General features: G+C 73.0%; 5 protein-coding genes. 1 reads left to right on the top strand and 4 read right to left on the bottom strand.

The genetic code is table 11. The features are described 5' to 3' along the window. Positions 1 to 187: 187 nt before the first annotated feature. Positions 188 to 781 (bottom strand): DUF5998 family protein, encoded by a 594-nt coding sequence (locus SMD20_RS43245; protein ID WP_329592369.1) that lies wholly within the window; start codon positions 779 to 781, stop codon positions 188 to 190. Between the two features lie 175 nt (positions 782 to 956). Beyond that, positions 957 to 3692 carry a bifunctional acetate--CoA ligase family protein/GNAT family N-acetyltransferase gene (locus SMD20_RS43240; RefSeq protein ID WP_329592367.1) on the bottom strand — a complete coding sequence of 912 codons (2736 nt, stop codon included), beginning with the start codon at positions 3690 to 3692 and terminating at the stop codon, positions 957 to 959. Positions 3693 to 3860: 168 nt separating this feature from the next. Between SMD20_RS43240 and SMD20_RS43235 the strand changes: the two genes are divergently transcribed. Beyond that, on the top strand, positions 3861 to 4754 hold the full coding sequence (locus SMD20_RS43235) for a carbohydrate kinase family protein (RefSeq protein WP_020541969.1): 894 nt from the start codon (positions 3861 to 3863) through the stop codon (positions 4752 to 4754). Between the two features lie 21 nt (positions 4755 to 4775). On the opposite strand, the gene SMD20_RS43230 is transcribed toward SMD20_RS43235, so the two are convergent. After that, complete coding sequence (locus SMD20_RS43230; RefSeq protein WP_329592364.1) at positions 4776 to 6863, bottom strand: RecQ family ATP-dependent DNA helicase; 2088 nt, start codon at positions 6861 to 6863, stop codon at positions 4776 to 4778. Positions 6864 to 6955: 92 nt separating this feature from the next. Beyond that, positions 6956 to 7777: a TauD/TfdA dioxygenase family protein gene (locus SMD20_RS43225; RefSeq protein WP_329592362.1), complete on the bottom strand. Its 822-nt coding sequence runs from the start codon at positions 7775 to 7777 to the stop codon at positions 6956 to 6958. Positions 7778 to 7886: the final 109 nt, after the last annotated feature.

The following is a 7886-nucleotide window of genomic DNA, read 5'->3' as shown; positions in this document are numbered from 1 at the left end:
GCCCACATCCTAGCCGTACGGGGGGAGACGGCCGGCGCGCACGCCACGGGCAGGCCGGGACCACGTGCGGCGGCATTCCGCGACGCATGACGTAGCGGGATACCGAACGCGGCGGAGCGGGCCCTTGGTCGCGGCCGGCGTGTCGCGACGGACGGCGGAGCGGGCCCCCGGTCGCTGGATGGGCGGGTCAGGCGCCGGCGGAGCGGGCGGTGGCCTCGGACAGCGCCTTGGCGAAGGCCAGGACGTGCGTGACCGCCTCCGGCCCGTCGGCCGCCTCGCTGACCCGGAGGGACAGGTCGTCGGCGGTGATGGCGCCGGTGTAGCCGTGGTCGGCCTCGCAGTTCTCGTCGCCGCAGGTGGCGGGTTCGAGATCGACGTGGGAGATGGCCCCCCAGCCGATGGTGAGCGTGGCCTCGGTGGGCGGGACGCCCGGCGCGTAGGAGGCGGGGTCGGGGACCACGCGGGTGACGGCGACCGACTGGATGCGGCTCAGCCGGACGGCCTCCGTGGTGGTGGAGGCGTGGGAGGTCGAGACGCCCTCGACCGCCGGGTGCTCGTCGGTGTGGCAGACCAGCAGCCGCGTCGCCGTCAGCACCAGGACCGTGACGTGCCTGCGCACCTCCATCGCAGGATCGAACGTGGCCTCGTGGTGCACCACGAACGCGGTCACTGCCTCCTTGCCCAGCGCGGATTCGACCGCATCGGTGACGAGGTCGGGATAGTAGCCGCTGCGCTCGATCGCTTCACGCAGGCCCGCGGCTGAGACTCGGGTTTCCCTCATGGCTCCATCCTGCCAGGGGTCGGCCGTGCACTCACCCGCCGGATATAACGCTCTATAACGTCTTTCGGACAGGCAACAAGGGGCACACCGGCCACCTGTTTCGCCGCAAGCCGAAGACGCCCGCGCCCACGCCCGTGTCCACGCCCGTGTCCAAGGCCGCCCCGGACGGCCCTGATCACGACAACCTGCGCGGGCCCCCGTCGAGCCGCGGCCCCGCCGGCGTGCGCAGGGTCGCGCGAGCGCCGAGGATCATCACGCTCGACTCGCCGACCAGCACCTGGTCGAGGTCCAGACGGGCCACCTCGGGCAGGTCGTTGGCCAGGCGGCCGACCCGTACGAGCAAGTCCTCCAGGGCGTCGACGGCGACGGGCGGGTAGCCGTACTGGCCGAAGAGCAGCGGGGCGGCGCGTACCGACCGGACCAGGGCGGCGGCGTCCTCCGCCGTGAGCGGCGCCAGGCGGTAGCCCTGGTCCTGCAGGAGCCGCGCGGTCACCTCGCCCAGCCCGAACGACACCACCGGCCCGAACGCCGGATCCTCGACCACCCCCACCACCGTGGGGACCGCGGGCTGCGGCGCCATCCGCTGGACGGCCAGCACCTTCTCGCCGAGCTGGTCGGCGAACTCGGCGTAGGCGTGGCGGACCATCTCGGGGCCGGTCAGGCCGAGGCGTACGGTGCCGGCCCGGCGCGAGGCCCCGGGGTCGGCCACCTTGAGCACCACCGGCCAGCCGAGGCGTTCGGCGGCGGTTACGGCCTCCTCGGGCGAGCGGACCATCTCGGCGGGCCACACGGTCAGGCCGTAGCAGGAGAGCAGCTCGGCCGCGTCGATCTCGACCGGCGGGCCCGGCTCGGCGAACGCCGCCGAACGCACCCCGCGCCGCGTCCCGGCGGTGTCCACAGCGGACCCGGACCCGGGGACGGACCCGGAGATCGGCGCGGGCTCGGGGGCGGACAGGAGGTCGTGGACCAGGGCGCGGGCGCGGTCGGGGTCGAGGTCGTCGAGGGCGGGCGGCGGGGTGGCGGGCTGGGCGCGCCAGGCCGCGTACCTGGCCGCCTGGGCGAGGGCGCGGACCGCCTCCTCCGGAGCCGCGTACGAGGGAATGGACCCCCGCGCCGGCGCCGGCCGCTCCCGAGGGGTCCCCGGCTCGGTCACCTGGAGCGCGGGATGCATGCCCAGATGCCCCTCGAACGTCGTCAGCACCGGCTTCCCGGAGCCCTGGGACACCCGCAGCAGCTCGGCCGCCACCGCCTCGGCGTCGCCCGGCAGCGGCGGCATGTAGATCACGACGGCGGCGTCCACGCCAGCGGAGGCCAGCTCCCCCTCCAGCGCCGCGCCGAACTCGGCGGCTCCCGCCGCGGGCCCCAGGTTGACCGGGGGACGCGGTTCGAGGCCGGCCGCGAGGCAGGCGTCGGCGGCGAGCAGCCCGAGCGCGTCGGAGTTGGTGACCAGCGCGACCTTGGGCCCGGCGGGCAGCGGCTGGTAGGCCAGGAGCTGCCCCACGTCGAAGAGCTGGATGAGGTCGTCCACCCGGATCAGGCCCGCCTGGGCGAACAGCGAGCTGATCGCCGAGTCGGGCAGCCCCAGCTCCTCGGCCGAGTGCCCCGAGGGCGTGCCGCCGCTCTTGACCACCACGACCGGTTTGCGCCGGCTGATGCGCCGGGCCAGGCGGGTGAACTTGCGCGGGTTGCCCAGCGACTCCAGGTAGAGCAGGATCACCTCGGTCGCGTCGTCCTCCTCCCAGTACTGCAGGAGGTCGTTGCCGGACACGTCGGCCCGGTTGCCGGCCGAGACGAACGACGAGATGCCCATGCCGCGCTGCGCCACGCGCTGCAGCAGCGCGGTGCCGAGGGCGCCCGACTGGCTGAAGAAGCCGACCTTCCCTCGGCCGGGGACGGTGGCGGCGAGCGTGGCGTTGAGCCGTACGGCGCGGTCGGTGTTGGCGATGCCGAGGCAGTTGGGGCCGACCACGCGCAGTCCGTAGGAGCGGGCGGTGCGCGCCAGCTCGTCCTGCCGCTCGCGGCCCTCCGCGCCCGTCTCGCCGAACCCCGACGACACCACGACCAACCCGTGCACGCCCTTCTGCGCGCACTCCTCGACCACGTCGAGCACGCTCTCGGCGGGCACGGCCACCACGGCGAGGTCGACGTCGCCGTCGATCGCGGTGACGCTCGGGTAGGCGCGTACGCCCGCCACCGCCCGCACTTCGCGGTGCACCGGGTAGACGGGGCCGGTGAAGTCGGCGGCCAGCAGGTTGCGCAGCACGGTCTGGCCGACCCCGCCCGGCTCGCGGGAGGCGCCGATGACCGCCACCGAGCCGGGCGTGAGCAGCCGGGCGATGGAACGGGACTCGGCGCGGTGCTCGCGGGAGGTGGTCACCTCGGCGGAGGTCTCGGTGGGGGTCAGGTCGAGCGTCATGCGGACGACGCCGTCGGCGAACCGGCTCTGCGCGGTGTAGCCCGCCTGGCGCAGCACGCCCATCATGCGCATGTTGGCGGGCAGCACGTCGGCGACGAAGGTCTCGATGCCGTGCTCGCGGGCGGTCGCGGCCAGGTGCTCGAGCAGCACGGACGCGACGCCGCGGCCCTGGTGGGCGTCCTCGACGAGGAAGGCGACCTCGGCCTCGCCGGGACCGGTCTTGTCGTAGCGGATGACCGCCACCATCTCGGTGCCGATCGTGGCGATCAGCGCGACGCGGTCGACGTAGTCGACGTTGGTGAAGCGCTCCACGTCGCGGTCGGACAGGCGCGGCCGCGGGCCGAAGAACCGGAAGTAGATCGACTCATCGGACAGTCGTGAGTAGAAGGAGCGAAGGCGGTCCGCGTCGGCGGGCCTGATGGGGCGTACGTGAGCGGTGCCGCCGTCCGCCAGGACGACGTCGGCCTCCCAGTGGGCCGGATACTGTGCCTCCACAGCAACGAGCGTAGACCCGCATCCCAAATGCCAAGACCAGAGGCCGTTTTGGGCAACGCTTGTGCATCGACTCCCACCTCGTGTCGCCGGTCAGCCCCACGGTCGGCCCGGAAGCTGTTAGTTTTGCCGTGGCCAGGGTCGTTCTGAAGGCAGCAAGGTGGTGGCATCATGACGCGGGTCGTCGTGGTGGGCGATCTCATGACCGACGCGGTGGCGCGCGCCCGTTATGCGCTCGCCCGAGCGAGCGACACCCCGGCGGTCGTCACCATGCACGGCGGTGGCTCCGGGGCCAACATCTCCTCCTGGCTGGCCGTCGAGGGCGCCGAGGTCGCCTTCATCGGCCGCAGGGGCGCCGACATCACCGGTCGCAACCGCGACATGGAGCTGATGGGCTACGGCGTCGACGCGCGCCTGGTCATGGATCCGGAGCGGCCCACCGGCACCTGCGTGGTGCTCGTGACGCACAAGGGCGAGCGCACCATGCTCTCCGACCCCGGCGCCAACGCCGCGCTGTCCCCCGAAGACCTGCCGCGCGACCTGTTCACCTCGGGCGCCCATCTGCACCTGTCCGGCTACACGCTGATGAACGAGGGCTCGCGCGAGGCGGGCTTCGCCGCTCTGGACATGGCCAGGCGCTCCGGGATGTCGATCTCCGTCGACTGCGCCTCGTCGGCACCGCTGGAGCGCACCGGGGCCGAGCCGTTCCTGGAGTGGACCAACGGCGCCAAGCTGCTGTTCGCCAACATCGACCAGGCCAAGGTGCTGACCGGCCGCGACGACGCCGAGGCGGCGGCCAAGGTGCTGACCGCGTGGTTCCCGCAGGTCGTGATCAAGATGAACAAGGAGGGCGCGCTGTGGTACAGCAACGGCCGCCCCGACCCCGTACGCGCCGCCGCCGAGCCGGTCGAGAAGATCGTGGACGGCACGGGCGCGGGTGACGCGTTCTGCGCCGGGTTCCTGCCGCCGTGGCTGGAGGGCAAGCCGCCGGCCGAGTCGCTGGCCTCGGGCTGCCGGCTGGCCGCCAAGGCGATCATGCACCTCGGCGCCCGGCCGCCCTTCTAGCCCCTTCCTGCGGAGGGGTCGTCAGCTGACCGTGGCGAGGGCCAGGGGCAGCACCGCGGGCGCCCCCGCGTGCCGGACCAGGGCCGTGGCGAGCGTCATCGTCCAGCCGGTGTCGACCCGGTCGTCCACGAGCAGCACCGGCCCGCCGCACTCCGCGACGCGTCCGGCGAGGTCCTTGGGCATGGCGAGCGTGGCCCGGATCGCCTGCACCCGCTTGGCGCTGTTGAACTGCTGCCCCGGCGAACCCGCCCGGTAGCCCAGCTCGCCGAGGTAGGTCAGCCGGCCGATCTGCGCCAGGCGTTCGGCGAAGGAGCGTACGAGCTGCGGCCGCGACGCCGACGGCAGGCTGACCACGGCCACCGGCCGATCCCGCCAGTCCCAGGCGGCCAGCACCTGGACCACGGCCCGCACCAGGTCGTCCGGCACCGGGCCGTCGCCGCCGTGGAACAGCTCGCGCAGCCGGTTGCCCCACCCGATGTCGGTGAGCCGGCCGAGCGCGCGGCCGGGCTCGGCGCCCAGCTCGGGCTTGATCCGGCCGGACAAGTCGGACAGGCCGGTCGGCCACTGCCGGCGCGCCTCCAGCTCGACGCCGGGGCGGCTCAGCCGCTCGCGGGCCTGCTCGACGGCCTGGGGGGCGATGTCGGGCGAGCGGTGCCTGCCGGTGCAGTTGTCGCAGCGGCCGCAGGGGTGGGCGGCGTCGTCGTCGAGGTGCCGGCGGAGGTAGTGCTCGCGGCACTCGGTGGTGGTGAGGTAGCCGAGCATGGCCTCCTGCTCGGCGCGGCGCTCGGCGGCGATGCGGGTGTAGCGCTCGGTGTCGTACGACCACTCCTCGCCGGTCGCCTCCCAGCCGCCCTTGACCCGGCGGACGGCGCCGTCGACGTCGAGCACCTTGAGCATCATCTCCAGCCGGCTCCGGCTGAGGTCGACGGCGGTCTCCAGGGCCGGGGTGGACATGACGCCGCGCTCCTCCAGGGCCGCCAGGGTGGCGCGGACGACGGGCTCGGGCGGGAAGGCCAGCGAGGCGAAGTAGGCCCAGATGTCGCGGTCCTCGGCACCGGGGAGCAGGATGACCTCGGCCCGCTCAACGCCGCGCCCGGCCCGGCCGACCTGCTGGTAGTAGGCGACCGGCGACTGCGGAGCACCCACGTGCACGACGAAGCCCAGGTCGGGCTTGTCGAACCCCATGCCGAGCGCGCTCGTCGCCACCAGCGCCTTGATCTTGTTGGCGAGCAGCGCCTCCTCGGCCGCGAGCCGCTCGGCCGGATCGGTCTGGCCCGAGTAGGCGGCCACCTCGTGGCCCTGCTCGCGCAGGTAACCGGCCACCTCGTGGGCGGCGGCCACCGTCAGGGTGTAGACGATGCCGGAGCCCGGCAGCTCGTGCAGCGTCTGGGCGAGCCAGGCCAGGCGCTGCTCGGCGGTGGGCAGGCGGACCACGGACAGGTGCAGGCTCTCGCGCTCCAGCGGGCCGCGCAGCACCAGCGTGTCCTCGCCCATCTGCTCGGCGACGTCGCGGGTGACGCGGGCGTTGGCCGTGGCGGTGGTCGCGAGGACGGGGATGCCGGGCGGCAGCTCCTCGAACAGCCGGGCCAGCCTGCGGTAGTCGGGCCGGAAGTCGTGCCCCCAGTCGGAGATGCAGTGGGCCTCGTCGACCACGACCAGCCCGGCGCTCTCGGCCAGCTCGGGCAGCACGTTGTCGCGGAAGTCGGGGTTGTTGAGCCGCTCGGGGCTGACCAGCAGCACGTCGACCAGGCCGTCGGCGACCTGGGAGTAGATCTCCTCCCAGTCCTCCGGGTTGGCGGAGTTGATGGTGACGGCCCTGATGCCGGCGCGCTCGGCGGCGGCGATCTGGTTGCGCATGAGCGCGAGCAGCGGCGAGACGATGACCGTCGGCCCCTCGCCCAGCTCGCGCAGCAGCGCGGTGGCCACGAAGTAGACGGCCGACTTGCCCCAGCCGGTGCGCTGCACCACGAGCACCCGCCGCCGGTCGACGACCAGCGCCTCGATGGCGGCCCACTGGTCGTCACGGAGCACGGCGTGCTCGCCGGCCAGCGCCCGCAGGCGCTCCTCGGCCTCTTCGCGCAACACCTCGGCGTCGGGGGCATCAATCATGCCCTCCTTGTTACCAGCTCCCTCCGACGTTTCGCGCCTACGCGCCGAAACCTGACCCGCCGAAACCTGACCCGCCGGAACGTGACGGCCGGCTACCGGTCGGCGTGCTCCGGGAAGGCGTTGATGGTGACGCGGTGCATGCGGCGGCGTTCGGTGTAGTCGGCGACCGCGTAGTGCTGGGTGGGGCGATTGTCCCAGAAGGCGAGGGTGCCGGGACGCCACTGCAGGCGGCACTGGAACTCGGGCGAGCGGATGTGGTCGATCAGCATCGGCAGCAGCGCCTCGTTCTCGCGGTCGGTGAGCCCGACCAGGCGGGTCGTGGACGCGCGGTTGACGAACAGCGCCTTCCTGCCGGTCTCGGCGTGCACCCGCACCACCGGCCGCTCGATCGGCGGCCACTTGGCCTGGATCTCGGCCAGGTCGAACGGGTGCCCCTTGGAGATGGCCTTCTTCATCGACATCGTGATGTCGTGCACGGCGGTCAGCTCGTCGCACAGGCGCTGGAGCGGCTTGGAGAGCGACTCGTAGGCGAGGTAGGTGTTGGCCCAGCAGGTGTCGCCGCCCACGCTCGGGAGCTGGACGCAGCGCAGCAGGGAGCCCATCGGCGGGGTGGGCTCGAAGGTGTTGTCGCTGTGCCACTCGTCGCCGCCCTCGCCCTTGGGCGCGGTCTGGTCGAGCACGTGGATGGGGCTGCCGGCGTCCTTCTTGAACGCCGGGTGGTTGAGCGTGCCGAAGTTCAGGGCGAACTGCAGGTGCTGCTCGTCGTCGATGGGCTGGTCGCGGAAGAACAGCACGAGGTGCTTGAGCCAGCCCTCGCGCAGGGTCGCGACCTCTTCCTGGGACAGCGGCTTGCGCAGATCGACCCCGGTGACCTCGGCGCCGATGTGCTTGGTCACGGGACGGAACTCGATCATGACGTCTCCGGAGTCAGGGGAACCGGTGTCCCGAACGTACGACCCAAGCGCTTGCTTGGTCAAGGGGACTCGTTCCGCGCACAGGTCGCGGGCACCCGAATACCTTCGG

This window comes from Nonomuraea sp. LP-02 (genome assembly GCF_036289125.1).
GTDB classification, from domain to species: Bacteria; Actinomycetota; Actinomycetes; order Streptosporangiales; family Streptosporangiaceae; genus Nonomuraea; species Nonomuraea bangladeshensis.
This window is presented reverse-complemented; position numbering and strand designations above follow the sequence as displayed.